The 14,517-nt window shown below is 64.5% G+C and carries 14 protein-coding genes; 7 read left to right on the top strand and 7 right to left on the bottom strand.

Annotation, left to right across the window (positions count from 1 at the left end):
* Window positions 1-94 precede the first annotated feature (94 nt).
* On the top strand, window positions 95-910 hold the full coding sequence (panB, locus tag DM807_RS24880; RefSeq protein WP_012271494.1) for a 3-methyl-2-oxobutanoate hydroxymethyltransferase: 816 nt from the start codon (window positions 95-97) through the stop codon (window positions 908-910).
* Here panB and DM807_RS24875 read toward each other — a convergent pair.
* Together DM807_RS24875 and DM807_RS24870 are read right to left on the bottom strand one after the other, a co-directional pair.
* Window positions 898-2,307, bottom strand: coding sequence for an aminotransferase-like domain-containing protein (locus tag DM807_RS24875; protein WP_179028092.1), 1,410 nt, complete (start codon window positions 2,305-2,307; stop codon window positions 898-900). The genes panB and DM807_RS24875 overlap by 13 nt on opposite strands.
* A 51-nt stretch (window positions 2,308-2,358) precedes the next feature.
* Window positions 2,359-3,423, bottom strand: coding sequence for an AI-2E family transporter (locus DM807_RS24870; protein WP_179028091.1), 1,065 nt, complete (start codon window positions 3,421-3,423; stop codon window positions 2,359-2,361).
* Window positions 3,424-3,556: 133 nt separating this feature from the next.
* Here DM807_RS24870 and trhP point away from each other — a divergent pair, with 133 nt between their 5' ends.
* The 6 genes from trhP (at window position 3,557) to DM807_RS24840 (ending at window position 9,483) form a co-directional block, all read left to right on the top strand.
* The gene (gene trhP / locus DM807_RS24865) at window positions 3,557-4,891 is read left to right on the top strand and encodes a prephenate-dependent tRNA uridine(34) hydroxylase TrhP (protein ID WP_060492971.1); all 1,335 of its coding nucleotides are present in this window, start codon (window positions 3,557-3,559) and stop codon (window positions 4,889-4,891) included.
* Window positions 4,892-4,972: 81 nt separating this feature from the next.
* A complete protein-coding gene (locus tag DM807_RS24860) occupies window positions 4,973-6,661 on the top strand; it encodes a copper resistance system multicopper oxidase (protein ID WP_425326933.1) in 1,689 nt (562 codons plus the stop codon).
* On the top strand, window positions 6,654-7,529 hold the full coding sequence (locus DM807_RS24855; RefSeq protein ID WP_060515241.1) for a copper resistance protein B: 876 nt from the start codon (window positions 6,654-6,656) through the stop codon (window positions 7,527-7,529). The genes DM807_RS24860 and DM807_RS24855 overlap by 8 nt, the downstream gene beginning before the upstream one ends.
* Before the next feature lie 14 nt (window positions 7,530-7,543).
* The gene (locus DM807_RS24850) at window positions 7,544-7,972 is read left to right on the top strand and encodes a DUF411 domain-containing protein (RefSeq protein WP_012271488.1); all 429 of its coding nucleotides are present in this window, start codon (window positions 7,544-7,546) and stop codon (window positions 7,970-7,972) included.
* On the top strand, window positions 7,972-8,409 hold the full coding sequence (locus DM807_RS24845; protein ID WP_012271487.1) for a YqaA family protein: 438 nt from the start codon (window positions 7,972-7,974) through the stop codon (window positions 8,407-8,409). Before DM807_RS24850 ends, DM807_RS24845 begins: the two co-directional genes overlap by 1 nt.
* 75 nt (window positions 8,410-8,484) lie before the next feature.
* Window positions 8,485-9,483, top strand: coding sequence for an alpha/beta fold hydrolase (locus DM807_RS24840; RefSeq protein WP_012271486.1), 999 nt, complete (start codon window positions 8,485-8,487; stop codon window positions 9,481-9,483).
* Between the two features lie 32 nt (window positions 9,484-9,515).
* Here DM807_RS24840 and zapE read toward each other — a convergent pair whose 3' ends face one another.
* The 5 genes from zapE to DM807_RS24815 all read right to left on the bottom strand — a co-directional run bounded on the left by zapE (window position 9,516) and on the right by DM807_RS24815 (window position 14,512).
* The gene (gene zapE, locus DM807_RS24835) at window positions 9,516-10,622 is read right to left on the bottom strand and encodes a cell division protein ZapE (protein WP_179028089.1); all 1,107 of its coding nucleotides are present in this window, start codon (window positions 10,620-10,622) and stop codon (window positions 9,516-9,518) included.
* 100 nt (window positions 10,623-10,722) lie between these two features.
* On the bottom strand, window positions 10,723-11,874 hold the full coding sequence (locus DM807_RS24830; protein WP_179028088.1) for a PQQ-dependent sugar dehydrogenase: 1,152 nt from the start codon (window positions 11,872-11,874) through the stop codon (window positions 10,723-10,725).
* Between the two features lie 22 nt (window positions 11,875-11,896).
* Entirely contained in the window at window positions 11,897-12,214 is a 318-nt protein-coding gene (locus DM807_RS24825) for a hypothetical protein (RefSeq protein WP_012271483.1), read from the bottom strand.
* Between the two features lie 227 nt (window positions 12,215-12,441).
* Window positions 12,442-13,407, bottom strand: coding sequence for an agmatinase (speB, locus tag DM807_RS24820; RefSeq protein WP_060515244.1), 966 nt, complete (start codon window positions 13,405-13,407; stop codon window positions 12,442-12,444).
* Window positions 13,408-13,432: 25 nt separating this feature from the next.
* Window positions 13,433-14,512 carry a polyamine ABC transporter substrate-binding protein gene (locus tag DM807_RS24815; RefSeq protein WP_012271481.1) on the bottom strand — a complete coding sequence of 360 codons (1,080 nt, stop codon included), beginning with the start codon at window positions 14,510-14,512 and terminating at the stop codon, window positions 13,433-13,435.
* Between the last annotated feature and the right edge of the window lie 5 nt (window positions 14,513-14,517).

Raw genomic sequence — 14,517 nt, 5'->3', positions numbered from 1 at the left:
ATCTGGGTTGCTTTTCAGCCTGAATCTGTACATTGAGTTGCCGCCGCAAGTTGCCAAAAATGGGCCATCCCTGTTCTGAGATGCCCAACCCCCGATGAGCACACACACCCGCAACAGCCGTCTCACCGTGCCGCAACTGGTGGCCATGAAAGGCCGACAGAAGATCGTTTCGCTCACCGCTTACTCAAGCTCGATCGCACGGCTGATCGATCCGCTGGTCGACTTCATCCTGGTCGGCGACTCCACCGCCATGGTCGGCTATGGCCGCCCGTCCACACTGGGTATGCGCCTGGACGAAACCATCGCCCATACCCGCGCCGTGGTCGACAGCACCCGCCTGGCCTGCGTGATCGCCGACATGCCGTTCGGCAGTTATCAGGAATCCCACGAGCAGGCGTTTCGCAATTGTGCCCAAGTATTGGCCAGCACCGGCTGCGACGCACTCAAGCTGGAAGCGAACCAGGCGTTGGCCAGCACCGTCGAGTTCCTGGTCGCAAGAGGGATACCGATCATGGCGCACATCGGCCTGATGCCGCAGTTCGTCAATGCCATGGGCGGCTACAAAGCCCAGGGGTTGAGCCCAGACAGCGCTGCAGCGTTACGGGCCGACGCGCAAGCCAACCTGCACGCTGGCGCTTTCAGCCTTTTGCTGGAAGGCGTAGCCGAACCCGTGGCCCGCGCCATCACCCAGGCCACCGACAAACCCACTGTCGGCATTGGCGCTTCCCCCGCCTGCGATGGCCAGGTGCTGGTCACCGAAGACCTGCTAGGGCTCGGTGGCGCGCACGTGCCACGCTTCGTCAAGCAGTATGCCGACCTCGGCCTGGCAATCCGTGAAGCCTGTGCCCGCTACGCTGATGAGGTGCGCGACGGCACCTTCCCTGCCATGCACCATTGTTACGGAGTGTGAAGTTCATCCTCGATGGCCTTGACCAGGCATTGCAGCGCCTGGGCGATATCCTTGCTCCAGTCCACCGTGCAGCACAGCCGCAGATGACTGCGCCAAAGGCCGCACTGGCTGAAAATTTCACCGGGTGCAATGACGATACGCTGCGCCAGCAACCGCTCGAAGACCCGGCGCATATCCACCGGCCGGGTCGCCTGCAGCCACAGGCTGGCCCCGCCCTGCGACTCGGCGATGCGCAGGCAGCCCTGGCCGTGCGCTTCCAGTAGCCGCCTCATCTGCTGTAAACGCTCGCGCAACTTCGGCAGCAAACGCTGCACATGCAACTCGACCCGACGCGAGGTGAAAAGCCGGGCGATGGCCCTTTGGCGGATCGGCGACAAGCGAAAGGCTCGTTCCAGGAACAGCTGCTGAAAGCGTTCGGTCTGCTTGCGACAAAGCAGGTAGCCAAAGGGCGCCTCTGCGCCGATCAGTTTGTCGAAGGTCGAAAACACCAGCAGCCGGTCAGGGTCGGCGAAGTCCCGGTAGCGCGGTGCTCCGGCGTGGAAGCACAACTCGCCGTAGCCATCGTTTTCAAACAGCCACACAGCGTGCTCGGCAAGCCAGCGGCAGACCAGCTGCTTGTCCGACGCAGGCATCAGACCACCCTGGGGTACGTTGGCCGCCGACGACAGCACGGCCAGGCGTATCGGCTGATCGCGCAACAGCCGGTGAACCTGCTGCAAGTCGAAACGCCCGTCATCGCCCAAGGGCACTTCGATGATGGTCATGCGCGCAGCCTGCAATTGCCTCAGCACTGCCCAGTTGCAGGGCGACTCCACCAATGCCAGCTGGCCTTCGAGGCCCAGGGCGCGCAAGGACACTTCCAGCACACTGCGCAGGTCCGCGCCGATGAACACGTGATCGGCGCCCCAGTACTGCTGTGCCGAGCGGGTGTAGCGGTCGGCCAGTACCGTGCGCAACTCGGGCTCACCGAAGGGCTGATACAGCGGCGCCAAAGAATGCGGGTATTGACGCGCCAGTTCGCGCTCGATCATCAGCAGCGGCTGCTGCAGCGACAGCAACATGGCCGGCGCATCGCTGCCCAAGGCCAACATACCCGGCTGTCGGGCGCTGGCGAATACAGTGTCGAGCAGGTTTTCCGAATGCTGCACACAGATGGCGGTGGGACGGGCTCGGCTGAAGTAGCCCTGCTTTGGCCGAGCATACACCCGCCCTTCGTCTTCGAGCAGCGCATAGGCGTACTGGGTACTCGATACCGAAACATGCAATTGCCGCGCAAGCTGGCGCAGCGACGGCAGACGCTGCTCCACATCGGCAGGTGCGGCCTCGATCCTGTCGAGCAAGTAGCGGTAGACCGCCTGGTAGGTAAAGTTGGGCTTGTCGATTTGGCTGTTTTCCATAACGGCGCCAGGGACGGCATTGAACCCAACCTTGGGCACGTCGGTAAACCCCTACTGGGGTAATTGCACCTGGGGTTTGGTTGCCGCGAAGATCCCCCAGCTGGACATGAACAGCGCCGCGATCAATGGCCCGATCACGAAGCCGTTGAGGCCGAATACCGCCAGCCCGCCCAGGGTCGACACCAGGATCAGATAGTCTGGCATGCGTGTGTCCTTGCCCACCAGGATCGGCCGCAGCAGGTTGTCCACCAGGCCGATCACCAGCACACCGAACGCGGTCAGGATCACCCCAGGCAGTATCGCCCCAGTCAGCAGGAAATACGCGGCCACCGGCGCCCAGACGATCCCAGCGCCTACCGCCGGCAGCAGCGACAAGAACGCCATCAGCACCGCCCACACCAATGCACTCGGAATATCCAGCACCCAGAAGATGAAACCGCCCAGCGCGCCCTGGGTAATGGCCACCAGCACGTTGCCTTTCACGGTCGCCCGCACCACACGGTTGAACTTCAGCTGCAAACGACGCTTCTGGTGCTCAGGCAGTGGCACGGCCAGCCGCACCCGACGGGCCACCTCGGGCCCTTCACGCAGGAAGAAGAACAGCAGGTACATCATGATGCCAAAACTGATCACGAACTCGAATGTGCCCTGGCCAAAACTGAACGCCTGGCTAGCCAGTGCCTGGCTACCCTGGGTTGCCCACTTGGTGATCTTGTCGCGCAACCCGTCGAGGTTGCCCATGCCCATGTTGTCCAGGCCATGCTGGGCGAATGTCGGGAGCATGTCCTTGCCGTGCTCGACGTATCCGGCGATGTCCAGTTGCCCGCTTTCGATGCGCTGGTACAGCGTGGCGCCCTCTTGTACCAGCAGCGCACTGGTGATGATCACCGGCAGGATCGCCACCAGCAGGCACACCAGTGTGGTCGCGGCGGCGGCCAGGTTGCGCCGCCGCCCGAAACGGATCAGCAGGTGGCGCTGCAGCGGGGCGAACAGGATGCCAAGGATCACCGCCCAGAAGATGGCGCCGTAATACGGCAGCAGGATCCAGAAGAAGGCGATGGTCACCAGCGCCAGGAGTACGGCCAGGGCTTTGTTCTGTAGCGCGGTTTCGTTCATCGCAGGTTCTCGCGTGGCTTCTGGGATATTAGTGCTCACCGGCTGGCTAAAAGTGCCGTTACTCCCTTGATGCAAATCAATACGCGTGTTTGCCACTGGCCCTAGCATCCGCGCCTTTTGCCCTGGTGCGCACATGAACCCTACCGCCAAGCCCGAATTGCTGGCCCCCGCCGGCACCCTCAAGACCATGCGCTACGCCTTTGCCTACGGCGCCGACGCGGTCTACGCCGGCCAGCCGCGCTACAGCTTGCGAGTGCGTAACAACGAATTCGACCACGCCAACCTGGCGCTGGGCATCCAGGAGGCACACGCCCTGGGCAAGCGCTTCTACGTGGTGGTCAACATCGCCCCGCACAATGCCAAGCTCAAGACATTCCTCAAGGACCTGGCGCCCGTGATCGAGATGGCGCCAGACGCGCTGATCATGTCCGACCCCGGCCTGATCATGCTGGTGCGCCAGCACTTCCCGCAGATGCCGGTACACCTGTCGGTGCAGGCCAACACAGTCAACTGGGCCAGTGTGCAATTCTGGCAGCAGCTGGGCCTGAGCCGGGTGATCCTGTCGCGGGAGCTGTCGCTGGAAGAGATCGAAGAAATTCGCCAGCAGGTGCCGGACATGGAGCTGGAGGTGTTCGTCCACGGCGCCCTGTGCATGGCCTACTCCGGCCGCTGCCTGCTGTCGGGCTACCTCAACAAGCGTGACGCCAACCAGGGCACCTGCACCAACGCCTGCCGCTGGAAGTACGACGCCACGCCCGCCACCGAGAACGCCACCGGCGATATCGTGCGCGAAGTGCAGCCCACCCTGGGCCTGGGCGCCCCTACCGAGCAGGTATTCCTGCTGCAGGAAAGCAACCGCCCTGGCACTGAAATGCCGGCGTTCGAAGATGAACACGGCACCTACATCATGAATGCCAAGGACCTGCGCGCCATCCAGCACGTCGAGCGTCTGGCCGGGATGGGCGTGCATTCGTTGAAAATCGAGGGCCGCACCAAATCGCACTTCTACTGTGCCCGCGCAGTGCAGTCGTATCGCCAGGCGATCGACGACGCGGTGGCCGGGCGGCCATTCGACCGCGCCCTGATGGGCAACCTCGAATCGCTCGCACAACGCGGCTACACCGAAGGCTTCCTGCGCCGCCACGTGCACGACGAGTACCAAAACTACCAGCGCGGCAATTCCGTTTCCGAGCGTCAGCAGTTCGTTGGCGAGCTGACCGGCGTGCGCGTCGACGGCCTGGCCGAGGTCAAGGTGAAAAACCGCTTCGCCGTGGGCGACCACCTGGAGTTGATGACCCCGCGCGGCAATTACCACTTCGACCTGCACCGCCTGTGCGACCGCCAGCAGCAGGCCATCGAGGTGGCGCCGGGCGATGGTCATGTGGTGTATCTGCCGATCCCGGAGCAGGTAACCCTCGACTACGGCCTGCTGATGCGCGACCTCGGCGCCGACGAGGCCGCAAGCTGACAGCGCTGTAATGTGCACCTCAGCTGCCTGACAGGCGGCGGCAGCGAACATCGTGGCTCTCCCGCATGAGGCCACGCCATGTTGCGCAACCCCTCCCGCCGTACCTTCGTCAAAGGCCTGGGCGCCGCCAGCACACTGGCGGGCCTGGGGCTGTGGCGCCCGCTGGCCCAGGCCGCCGAAGGCCGTGACCTGGCCGGCCAGCACTTCGAGCTGTTCATCGGCCAGACGCCGGTGAACATCACTGGCCGCCCGCGCACCGCATTGACCATCAACAACAGCCTGCCCGGCCCGCTGCTGCGCTGGCGCGAGGGCGACACCGTGACCCTGCGCGTGCGCAACCGCCTGGCACAGGACACCTCGATCCATTGGCACGGCATCATCCTGCCGGCCAACATGGACGGCGTACCTGGCCTGAGCTTCGCCGGCATCGAGCCCGGCGGCGACTACCGGTACCAGTTCACCCTGCGCCAAAGCGGCACCTACTGGTACCACAGCCATTCGGGGCTGCAGGAACAGGCCGGGGTATACGGGGCGATCGTGATCGAACCACGCGAGCCCGAAGCGCATCGCTACCAGCGCGACCATGTGCTGCTGTTCAGCGACTGGTCCGACCAGGCGCCGGAGCAATTGATGGCCACGCTGAAGAAACAGTCCGACGCGTACAACTACCACAAGCGCACCGTCGGCGACTTCATCGACGACGTTGCCGATAAGGGCTGGAGCCCGACCGTCGCCGAGCGCACGGCCTGGGCACGCATGCGCATGAGCCCCACCGACCTGGCGGATATCAGCGCCGCCACCTACACCTACCTGCTCAACGGCCAGCCGCCGGAGGGCAACTTCACCTGCCTGTTCCAGCCGGGCGAGACCGTGCGTCTACGGCTGATCAACGCTTCGGCCATGACCTATTTCGACTTCCGCATCCCTGGGCTCAAGCAGACGGTGATCGCCGCCGACGGCTTGCCGGTGACGCCAGTGAGCGTGGACGAACTGCGCATTGCCGTGGCCGAGACCTACGACGTGCTGGTGACCGTGGGCGACCAACCTGCCTACACCCTGTTCGCCCAGAGCATGGACCGCACCGGCTTCGCCCGCGGCACCCTGGCTCGCGCCGCCGGGCTACAGGCGCCAGTGCCTGCACCCGACCCGCGCCCGGTCTTGAGCATGGATGACATGGGCCACGGTGGCATGGCCAACATGGACCACAGCAACATGGCCGGCATGGACCACGCCGCCATGTCGGCCATGCAGCAACACCCGGCCAGCGAAACCGACAACCCGCTCGTGGACATGCAGACCATGGCCCCACGCGCCAACCTGACCGACCCTGGTATCGGCCTGCGCAACAATGGCCGCCGCGTACTCACCTATGCCGACCTGCGCAGCCCCTACCCCGACCCCGACGGCCGCACGCCATCAAGAGACATCGAGCTGCACCTGACCGGCCACATGGAGCGCTTCGCCTGGTCGTTCGACGGCATCAAGTTCAGTGATGCCGAGCCGTTGCGCCTGACCTACGGCGAGCGGGTCCGCATCACCCTGGTCAACGACACCATGATGACCCACCCCATCCACTTGCACGGCATGTGGAGCGACCTGGAAGACGAGCACGGCCAGTTCCTGGTGCGCAAGCACACCCTCGACATCCCGCCCGGCAGCCGCCGTTCCTACCGGGTGACCGCCGATGCGTTGGGCCGCTGGGCCTATCACTGCCACCTGCTCTACCACATGGAGACCGGCATGTTCCGCGAGGTACGCGTCGATGAATGACACCCGCAAAAGCATCATGGCTGGCGTGACGCTGCTGACCTTGCTCGCCAGCGAACGGGCGATGGCCGCTGGCATGGCACACATGAACCACGCCAGCATGGAGCACGGCACCATGAACCATGAAAGCATGGGCCATGGCCAGGCAACCCCCAGCCAGCCTCGCACGCCGCTGCCAGCCATCACCGACGCCGACCGCCGCGCCGCCTTCCCACCTTTGCCCGGGCACCAGGTGCATGACAGGGCGCTGAACTGGGCGGTGGTCGTGGACAAACTCGAATACCAGAACTTCGAGAGCAGCAGTGCCCTGAACTGGAATGCCACCGCCTGGGTCGGCGGCGATATCGACCGCCTGTGGCTACGCAGTGAAGGCGAGCGCGAACAGGGCAAGACCCACAAGGCCGAGCTGCAGGCACTGTGGGGCCATGCGGTGAGCCCGTGGTGGGAGCTGGTGGCCGGCGTGCGCCAGGACTTCAAGCCAGCCAGCGGCCAGGCTTGGGCCGCCTTCGGTATCCAGGGCACGCCATTGTACGGCCTGGAGCTGCAAGCCACCGCTTATGCCGGCGAGCGGCAACAGACCGCGCTGCGCCTGGAAGCCGCTTACGCTATGCTGCTGACCAACCGCTGGATACTGGAACCGACCCTGGAAGCCAACCTCTACGGCCGCAATGACGCCGGGCGCGAGCAAGGCGCGGGGCTGGCCGACAGCGAAGTGGGCCTGCGCCTGCGCTACGAAATCACGCGCGGCTTCGCCCCCTACGTCGGGGTCAGTTTCAACCGCCTGCACGGCACGCGTGCCGACCAGGCCCGCGAAGACGGCGAAGACCAAGGCCAGACCCGCCTGGTCGCCGGTATCCGCCTGCGTTTCTAAAGGAGTGCTTCACCATGCTGCGCAAACACCTGCTGACCCTGGGCCTGCTGGCCGTCACCGGCCTGGCCCAGGCCGCCGAGACCATCGACGTCTACCGCGACCCCAACTGCGGCTGCTGCAAGGCCTGGATCAGCCACCTGCGGGACAACGGCTTCACCGTCAACGACCACGTCGAGCCGAACATGAGCGCGGTCAAGCAACGTCTGGGCGTGGCGCCACGGCTGGCGTCGTGCCATACCGGGGTGATCGACGGCAAGTTCGTCGAAGGCCACGTACCGGCCGAGCAGGTACGCCTGCTGACCAAGCGCAGCGACCTCAAGGGCCTGGCCGTGCCGGGCATGCCCATGGGCTCGCCGGGCATGGAAATGGGTGACCACAAGGATGCCTACCAGGTTATCGGTGTGACCCAGGAGGGCCAGGACACCGTTGTAGCCAACTACTGATGCTCAGCCTGTGGGCGCTGTTCCTCAGCGCCTTTGGCGCCGCCACCCTGCTACCGCTGCAATCGGAGGCCGTACTGGTCGGCCTGTTGCTGCGCCAGCCCGAGGCCTGGGCGACGCTGCTGCTGGTCGCCACCCTGGGCAATGTGTTGGGTTCGGTAGTCAACTGGCTGCTGGGGCGGGCCATTGAGCACCTGCGTGACAAGCGTTGGTTCCCGTTCAGTGCTACCCAGTTGGAGCGTGCGCAGCAGCGCTACCAGCGCTGGGGGCAATGGTCATTGCTGCTCAGCTGGATGCCGGTGATCGGCGACCCGCTGACGCTGATCGCCGGGATCATGCGTGAGCCGTTCTGGCGTTTTTTGTTGCTGGTGACCCTGGCCAAGGCCGGCCGCTATGCGGTACTGGCCATGATTACCCTGGGCTGGTTTCACGGCTGGTAACACCTTTCACGTTTCCGGCCCGCGCCTGGCTGCTAAAGTCGCCCATTCCTACATGGCCCTACACGGAGTGCCCACATGCTGCGCGCAACCGCCTTGGCTCTGGCCTGCCTGGCCGGCAGTTCGGCCATCGCCGCCGAGTCGCCCACCTACGGCCCACAACTGCAAGGGTTCAACTACCCACACCCCCTCAAGCATTTCGACTTCAAGTCTCAGGGCCAGGCCCTGCAGATGGGCTACATGGACGTGCCCGCCCAGGGCCAGGCCAACGGCCACAGCGTGGTGCTGATGCACGGCAAGAACTTTTGCGCCGCCACCTGGGAAACCACCATCGACGCCCTGAGCAAGGCCGGCTACCGGGTCATCGCCCCCGATCAGGTCGGCTTCTGTACATCGAGCAAACCGGCGCATTACCAGTACAGCTTCCAGCAACTGGCGGACAATACCCATGCCCTGCTCGAACAGCTCGGCGTGAAGCGAACCACCGTGCTCGGCCACTCCACCGGCGGGATGCTCGCCACCCGCTACGCGCTGATGTACCCACAGCAAGTTGAACGCCTTGCCATGGTCAACCCGATCGGCCTGGAAGACTGGAAAGCCCTGGGCGTGCCCTACCGCACCGTGGACCAGTGGTATGCCCGCGAGCTCAAGCTGGATGCCGAGGGGGTGCGCGAATATGAGCGCAAGACCTACTACGCCGGCCGCTGGAAGCCGGAATACGAGCGTTGGGTACAAATGCTGGTGGGCCTGAACAAAGGGCCGGGGCATGAAGCCGTGGCGTGGAATTCGGCGCTGATCTACGACATGATCTTCACCCAGCCGGTGTACCACGAGTTCAGCGACCTGCAGATGCCGACCTTGCTACTGATAGGCGACAAGGACACCACGGCCATCGGCAGCGATATCGCGCCGCCGGAAGTAAAGGCGAAGCTGGGCAAGTATGCAGAGCTGGGGCCACAGGTGGCCAAGCTGATCCCCAAAGGTGAACTGATCACCTTCGAAGGCATGGGGCATGCACCGCAGATCGAGGAGCCGGTGCGGTTCAACCGTACCTTGGTCGAGTGGCTGAACAAGTAAGCCCGTAGTCGGGTGCATGCTTGGGCGCCTTTTCAGGCAAAGCGTTGCAGTTGCATCTCCCGAAGCCGGCTCAGGGTTCGTTGGTACGGAAAGGCCAAGTACCCTTGGGTGTAGAGGGCATCGAGCGGCACCTGTGCTTCCAGGTACAAGGCCACACGGCGGTCGTAGCATTCGTCGACCAGGGCAATGAAGCGGCGTACCGCGTCATCCTTGGGTGACAGTGCCGGCAGTTCACGGTCGCCTGCCACCACCCGCGCCGCGCCATCCTCGGTGCCGCGGGCAATACGCCCCGCCCGCTGCTCACCACCCAGCGCCGGTATGCCGGATAGCAAAATCGCGGGAAATTGATCGCACAAGGCCATGAACTCCATGGCCGCCAAAGGTTGTTCGCACAGATCGGCGAAGCGGCACCAGATAGCCTGCTCACTGCGCCGCACCACTTGAACCTGCCTGGAGCCGATCACCAATGGCCGATCAGTGCCGCTGTCTTCCAGGCTAAGCTGGCAGAACACCCCGCCCAACTGGCTGGCCTGCCCCGCCTCCGCTACCCAGTAGCGCTGCCGCTCTGCACCGGGGTGCAGACGGTGGTCCTGCTCGCCCGTCACCGGCAGTACCTGCATGTGCCGCTGGATGGCGGCAATAGCCGGCAGGAACCGCTCGCGGTTGAAGCCATCGCGGTAGAGCTGCTCGGGTGGCTGGTTGGAAGTGGCGACAATCACCACACCCTGGTCGAACAGAACCTGAAACAGGCGGCCGAGGATGATCGCATCACCGATGTCGTTGACGAACAGTTCATCGAAGCACAGCACACGGATCTGCCCGGCCAAGTCCCGAGCCAGGGCCAGAAGCGGGTCGGCAGTGCCGTTAAGCTGAAACAGGCGCTGATGGACCCAGGCCATGAAGTGGTGGAAGTGCTGGCGCCGGCTGGGTAGGCGCAGACAGCGGTGGAACTGATCCATCAGCCAGGTCTTGCCCCGGCCCACCGGCCCCCAGAGGTAGATACCCTGGGTGGGGCGGCCTTGCTCGACGGCCTGGAAGCAAGCTTGCAGGGCCTCGACGGCGCGGGCCTGGGCGGGGTCGGCGACAAAGCCCTGGGTGTTCAGGGCTTGCTGGTAGCAGGATTGGGGGTCGGTAGCCATGCCGCATTCTACACAGCGGGTGCAGAGCACACATTGTGGGTGCAACTGTTGTGTATGAAACTCCAGAGCTGGCACTGACCGCCCCCACAAAGAGAGCGCGTCAGGCGTCGCCGTCCAAGCCCACCTTCAGCAGCGCCCCATCCTTGTCATCGGTCAGTACATACAGGTACCCATCCGGCCCCACCCGCACATCGCGAATACGCGCCTTCAAGTCACCCAGCAAACGCTCCTCATGCACCACCTTGTCCCCCTTCAGCTGCAAGCGGATGAGTTCCTGAGTGGCCAACGCACCAATGAACAGGTTGTGGTCCCAGGCCTTGAACGTCGGGCTGTCGTAGAACGCCATGCCGCTGATACCGGGTGACTTTTCCCACACATGGTGCGGGTCGACCATGCCGTCGACGTGCTTGCCCTTGGCCTCGGGGATCGGCAGCAGCGAGTAGTTGATGCCATGGGTCGCAATCGGCCAGCCGTAGTTCTTGCCGGGTTCGGGTATGTTGATTTCGTCGCCGCCACGCGGGCCGTGCTCGTGGGTCCACAGCTTGCCGGTCCAAGGGTTGAGCGCGGCGCCTTGCTGGTTGCGGTGGCCGTACGACCAGATCTCCGGCCGCACATTGCTCTTGCCGACAAAGGGGTTGTCCTTGGGCACTTCGCCGTCCGGCAGGATGCGCACGATCTTGCCTTGCAGCTTGTCCAGGTCTTGGGCAGTGGGGCGCTGGTTGTTCTCGCCCAAGGCAATGAACAGGTAGCCGTTGCGGTCGAATACCAGGCGCGAGCCGAAGTGGTTACCCACCGACAGCTTGGGCTGCTGGCGGAAAACCACCGTGAAGTTCTCCAACCGGGCACGGTCTTCAGACAGCTGGCCACGGCCCACGGCGGTACCGGCCTTGCCATCACTGCCCTCCTCGGCGTACGACAGGTACACGGTGCGGTCCTTGCCGAACTCCGGCGACAGCACTACGTCCAGCAAGCCGCCCTGGCCTTCGGCCCAGACCTTGGGTACGCCACTGATCGGCGGGCCAACTTTGCCCTCGGCATTGACCAGCCGCAGGTTGCCGGTGCGTTCGGTCACCAGCATGTCCTTGCCGCCCGGCAGAAACACCAGTGCCCAAGGGTTGCGCAGGCCATCGGCAACGGTGCTGACGGTCAAGGTGCCTTCTTCACTGCGAAACTGCTGTTCCGCCGCTGCCTGCGCCAGCAAGGGCAGCAACGCGGCGGCAGTCAGGGTGGCTAGCCAGGGTGCTCGAAACATGCAGGATTCCTTTCAATCGGGCTTATGGCGCACGCGGATTGTCGCGCGGTGGCCGGGTGGGTTCCAGGTTCGGGGTTTGCTGCTGGCGGCGCAGGTTGTCGCCGTTGCCGATGCCGCGGTTGTCCAGCGTGGGGGGACGCTGGTACGGGTCGGTGGACGGGCCGCGCACCGGTGGCGTGGCCGGCATGCTGCCCTGGCGGCTGTTGGGGTTGGCGCGCTGGATCGGGCTGTTGTAGGGGTTGTTGTTGCCGGCGGCGAGCTGCAAAGGCTGCTGCAGGGCTGCGTGCGCGGGCAGGCACAAAGCCAGGCCGAGGGCCAGGATGGGCAATGTCGGGGTCATGCTTCACCTCCTGTACGAAAATGCCGCGCCTGGTCGGTTTGATAGCCTAAGGCGCGAAGGGTTCGCGGCAAAAGTGTGAATATGGATGGAGATGATTCCTGATGTTTCAGTATGCGCCCATGGGGCTGCATTGCAGCCCATCGCGACGCAAGGACGCTCCTACAGGGGGCACGCGCTCGCTTCTAGCAGCGGCCTAGCATCGCGATGGGCCGCAACGCGGCTCCAAGTTACTGGCCCTTATCCACTTTATGCCGGGCGGCATACAGACACAGCATCTCCATCGCCAGCGTCGCCCCCGCCAGCGCCGTGATATCGGCATGGTCATAAGCCGGCGCCACTTCCACCAGGTCCATGCCCACCAGGTTGATACCGCGCAGCCCACCCAGGATCTCCAGCGCCTGCACCGTGCTCAGCCCGCCACACACCGGCGTACCGGTGCCAGGCGCATAGGCCGGGTCGAGGCAGTCGATGTCGAAGGTCAGGTACACCGGGCGCTCGCCCACCCGCTGACGAATCGCTGCAATCACCGCCTCGGTGCCTTGGCGGTGCACCTGTCGGGCGTCGAGAATGGCAAAGCCCTGGCTGTCGTCATTGGTGGTGCGCAGGCCGATCTGCACCGAGTGAGCCGGGTCCACCAGGCCTTCGCGGGCGGCATGCCAGAACATGGTGCCGTGGTCGATGCGCTTGCCCTCCTCGTCCGGCCAGGTATCACTGTGGGCATCGAAGTGAATCAGCGCCAGCGGGCCATGGCGGCGGGCGTGAGCCTTTAGCAGCGGGTAGCTGATGAAGTGGTCGCCACCGAGGGTGAGCATGGCGCAACCCGCCTGCAGGATATGCTCTGCATGGGCCTCGATGCTGTCCGGCACCGACTGCGGCGTGCCGCTGTCGAAGGGGCAGTCGCCAAAGTCGATTACCGCCAGGTGGTCGAAGGGGTCGAACGCCCACGGCCAGTGCCGGGCCCAGGCCTGCTGCACCGAAGCGGCGCGGATCGCCCGTGGGCCGAAACGCGCGCCGGGGCGGTTGCTGGTGGCAGTATCGAACGGCACACCGCTGACCACCACATCCACACCCCGCAAATCGCGGCTGTAGCGGCGGCGAGAGAAACTGGTAATACCGGCGTAGGTACTTTCGGCGGCAGTGCCATACAGGCTGTCGCGGGTCATCGCCTGGTCGTTGCTTGCGGCTTGCTCCACGGTCGGGCTCCTTGGTTGTCATGTGTCATTGGCGGCTGCGGAAAGCCGTCCAAAGGCGGTTACGCTGGCGCAAATCGGCCAAGGCCATGCTGCGGTCGGCGAACAGGCGCTGGCGTACCTCGGCGGGTGGGTAGATGTCCGGGTCGTTGCGCACCGCTTCGTCCACCAGTGGTGTGGCGGCTTGGTTGGCATTGGCGAAGAACAGCGTGTTGGTCAGCGCCGCCACCGACTCGGGCTTGAGCATGAAGGCAATGAACGCTCGCGCGGCCTCGGGGTGCGGGGCGTCTTTTGGAATGACCAGGTTGTCCTGCCACACCAGCGTGCCTTCGCGGGGGATGCGGTAGATCAGCTCGAACGGCTTGCCGGCACGGCGGGCCTGGTCGGCGGCCATTGCCGCATCACCGTTATAGGTCAGCGCCAGGCACACGCTGCCATTGGCCAGGTCGCTGATCTGCCGGCCATTGGCGACATAGCTGATCGACGGCTGCAACTGGCTGAGCAGGTTCTGCGCGGCAGCCAGGTCATCCTTGTTCTGGCTGTAAGGGTCTTTGCCCAGGTAGTTCAGGGCAACCCCGATCACTTCCTGTGGCGAATCGGGCATGGCAATGCCGCAGTCCTTCAGACGGCTGGCGTACTCGGGCTTGAACAGCAGGTCGAGGCTGTCGAGCGGCACATCGCCCAGGCGCTGACGCACGGCCTCCACATTCACCCCAAGGCCCAGCGTTCCCCAGGTGTACGGCACGGCATGGCGGTTGCCGGGGTCGGCCTCGGCGAGCTTGGCCAGCAGGTCCTTGTCGAGATTGCTGTAGCCGGGCATGGCCTGGGGATCGAGCGGTTGCAGGGCATTGGCCTTGAGCGCCCTGGCCAGCACGGTAGCTGACGGCACCACCACGTCGTAACCGCTACCACCGGTCAGCAGCTTGGTTTCCAGCACTTCAGTGGTGTCGAAGGTGTCGTAGCGCACCTTGTAGCCGGTTTCTCGCTCGAAGCGCTGAAGGGTTTGCGGGGCAACGTAGTCGGCCCAGCTATAGAGGTTCACGACCTTTTCTTGCGCCTGTAACGGCAAGGCCAGGACCAGGGACAACAAGCACAACGATCGACGCATGGCGG

The sequence above is a fragment of the Pseudomonas hunanensis genome (genome assembly GCF_013393325.1).
Taxonomy (GTDB): Bacteria; Pseudomonadota; Gammaproteobacteria; order Pseudomonadales; family Pseudomonadaceae; genus Aquipseudomonas; species Aquipseudomonas putida_P.
This window is presented reverse-complemented; position numbering and strand designations above follow the sequence as displayed.

Excerpts from the sequence above, each read along its gene's own strand:
- DM807_RS24830 (WP_179028088.1), bottom strand. The coding sequence starts at position 11,874 with ATGTTTCGAGCACCCTGGCTAGCCACCCTGACTGCCGCCGCGTTGCTG.
- DM807_RS24840 (WP_012271486.1), top strand. The coding sequence starts at position 8,485 with ATGCTGCGCGCAACCGCCTTGGCTCTGGCCTGCCTGGCCGGCAGTTCG.
- trhP (WP_060492971.1), top strand. The coding sequence starts at position 3,557 with ATGAACCCTACCGCCAAGCCCGAATTGCTGGCCCCCGCCGGCACCCTC.
- zapE (WP_179028089.1), bottom strand. The coding sequence starts at position 10,622 with ATGGCTACCGACCCCCAATCCTGCTACCAGCAAGCCCTGAACACCCAG.
- DM807_RS24815 (WP_012271481.1), bottom strand. The coding sequence starts at position 14,512 with ATGCGTCGATCGTTGTGCTTGTTGTCCCTGGTCCTGGCCTTGCCGTTA.
- DM807_RS24845 (WP_012271487.1), top strand. The coding sequence starts at position 7,972 with ATGCTCAGCCTGTGGGCGCTGTTCCTCAGCGCCTTTGGCGCCGCCACC.
- DM807_RS24825 (WP_012271483.1), bottom strand. The coding sequence starts at position 12,214 with ATGACCCCGACATTGCCCATCCTGGCCCTCGGCCTGGCTTTGTGCCTG.
- DM807_RS24850 (WP_012271488.1), top strand. The coding sequence starts at position 7,544 with ATGCTGCGCAAACACCTGCTGACCCTGGGCCTGCTGGCCGTCACCGGC.
- DM807_RS24855 (WP_060515241.1), top strand. The coding sequence starts at position 6,654 with ATGAATGACACCCGCAAAAGCATCATGGCTGGCGTGACGCTGCTGACC.
- DM807_RS24870 (WP_179028091.1), bottom strand. The coding sequence starts at position 3,423 with ATGAACGAAACCGCGCTACAGAACAAAGCCCTGGCCGTACTCCTGGCG.
- DM807_RS24875 (WP_179028092.1), bottom strand. The coding sequence starts at position 2,307 with ATGGAAAACAGCCAAATCGACAAGCCCAACTTTACCTACCAGGCGGTC.
- panB (WP_012271494.1), top strand. The coding sequence starts at position 95 with ATGAGCACACACACCCGCAACAGCCGTCTCACCGTGCCGCAACTGGTG.